Source organism: Carnobacterium sp., from assembly GCF_032094055.1.
Lineage (GTDB): Bacteria > Bacillota > Bacilli > Lactobacillales > Carnobacteriaceae > Carnobacterium_A.
Genome location: NZ_DAMDAK010000003.1, coordinates 4911 through 6808, shown reverse-complemented (window position 1 = coordinate 6808; position 1898 = coordinate 4911). Strand labels below are relative to the sequence as shown.

At 36.4% G+C, this 1898-nt stretch carries 3 protein-coding genes; all 3 read right to left on the bottom strand.

The window, feature by feature from the left end; translation table 11 throughout:
* The coding region (locus RT405_RS00895; protein ID WP_313466857.1) for a PfkB family carbohydrate kinase at positions 1-144 on the bottom strand (144 nt) is incomplete at its 3' end.
* Between the two features lie 29 nt (positions 145-173).
* Positions 174-1115 carry a nucleoside hydrolase gene (locus RT405_RS00890; protein ID WP_313466808.1) on the bottom strand — a complete coding sequence of 314 codons (942 nt, stop codon included), beginning with the start codon at positions 1113-1115 and terminating at the stop codon, positions 174-176.
* Positions 1112-1898: energy-coupling factor ABC transporter ATP-binding protein (locus RT405_RS00885; RefSeq protein ID WP_396162950.1), on the bottom strand; the 787-nt coding region annotated here is incomplete at its 5' end. The genes RT405_RS00885 and RT405_RS00890, both read right to left, overlap by 4 nt.

The window sequence follows — 1898 nt, the reverse complement described above, 5'->3', positions numbered from 1 at the left end:
TCCCAGCAAGCAAGTTTTTATTCCCATTCTGGAAGCCGCTACTGCTTGATTAGCACCCTTTCCACCAAGGTAATAAGCCAAACTTTCTCCTAATATTGTCTCTCCAATTTTAGGAAATCTGCTACTTGTCACAACAATATCCATATTTAAACTTCCCAACACTACTACATCATTCATTTTGACACCAGCTCATTATCTAATTTTTCCAATGCATTTATCAAAACTTCAACAAATTTTTCACGATTAACTGTTTCCAATACCAACGTATTTTTTCCCTTCTCAGACACCAATCGTTTATCAGCAAAAGTATGCCCTCTGCTAACACCATCATTTGTGTTTACATCAACATAGTAATGGTTCCCTCCAAAAATTTCTGGCTTCAATAGATATTCAATAGCACACAAATCGTGTATAGGACTATTGATAAATCCAAATTGTTGCCCGGATTTATTGTAAAAATGCAGCAGCTCATAAGCTAAGTGACTGACCTTCCCTTTATTTTTTAATGACTCGATTTCGCTAACTGTAATTTCAGCTTTCTCAGTTACATCTAAGCCAGCCATCAATATGGGCAATCCAGAATTAAAGACAATATGAGCAGCTTCTGGATCAACATAAATATTAAACTCTGCCAGAGAAGTAATATTACCATGATTTATTCCACCACCCATAATACTAATACAGTCGATCTTATCCAGAACTTCTGGATAAGATTTTAAAAGCAAGGCAACATTAGTCAAAGGGCCCAAACCTACAATAATGGTTTTATTCTCTGTTGACATTATTTTTTCGTACATGAAATTCACTGCATTTTTGGAAGCCAAAGGATAATCACCATGATCAAAGTAAGGACCATCCATCCCACTTTCTCCATGAGCCTCATCAGAAGGTTCCAGACATTTGACCAGCGGACCCTTCTGTCCCATAGCAAGAGGAATATCTGCTCTCACAAATGACAAAATATTTTTAGCATTAGTAGTTACTTTTTCTAGTGTTTGGTTTCCACCTATTGTAGAAATACCAAGAATATTTAATTTATCCTTATTAGCTATCGCCGTCAGTATAGCCAAGGCGTCATCATGCCCTGGGTCACAATCAATCCAAATATCTCTCATGTAAATTTCCTTTCCAGTAAATCTTCTATCGTCATAACATCTGTATAGCCTAATTTTTTAGCTAGACGACAGATATAAGGTTGTTTTAAATTAGCCATTTCTAACAAAGATTCATCCCAAAAAATCTTTTCTGGTGAATCGTCTTTTCGTTTCTCTCTATCTGAAAAGACTATAACTCTATTAAATTCTCTAGCAACGAATTCCATATCGTGGGTAATGGTTATCACAGTCTTATTTTTTTCAGCCAGCTTACGAATGATTTCTCCTAATAGTTCTGTTGACTTCCTATCTTGGCCAGCAGTTGGTTCGTCCAAAATAATCACATTTGTATCCATAGCAATAATAGCCGCAATCGTTACAAACTTCCTCTTGGAATAGGGCAAATTATAAGGATGCTCATCCAATAATTTTTCTAAGCCGCAAAGTTCTGCAGCCTCGTATACACGTTGTTGGACAACTTTTGAGCCCAATTTCTTACTTATTAATCCATAAGCAATTTCTTTAAAAATCGTTTCTTGAAAAATTTGATCGTCAGGATTTTGAAAAACATAGCCTACATATTTGGAAGCTTGAGCGGTTGTGCTTGTTTTAATAGATAAACCATTTACCAGTACTTCTCCTTCTGTAGGTTTCAATAACCCATTCATCAATTTAACAGTGGTTGTTTTCCCCGCACCGTTTTGTCCAATAATTGCAACGGACTCCCCCAGTTCGAAACTCAAGTTTATTCCCCTTACTGCTTCATAACCGCCAGGATAGGTATAAGAGACATTTTCCAGTTCT

What these genes read in the sequence shown, in the direction of transcription:
- RT405_RS00890 (WP_313466808.1), bottom strand. Translation starts at nt 1,115, where the DNA reads ATGAGAGATATTTGGATTGATTGTGACCCAGGGCATGATGACGCCTTG.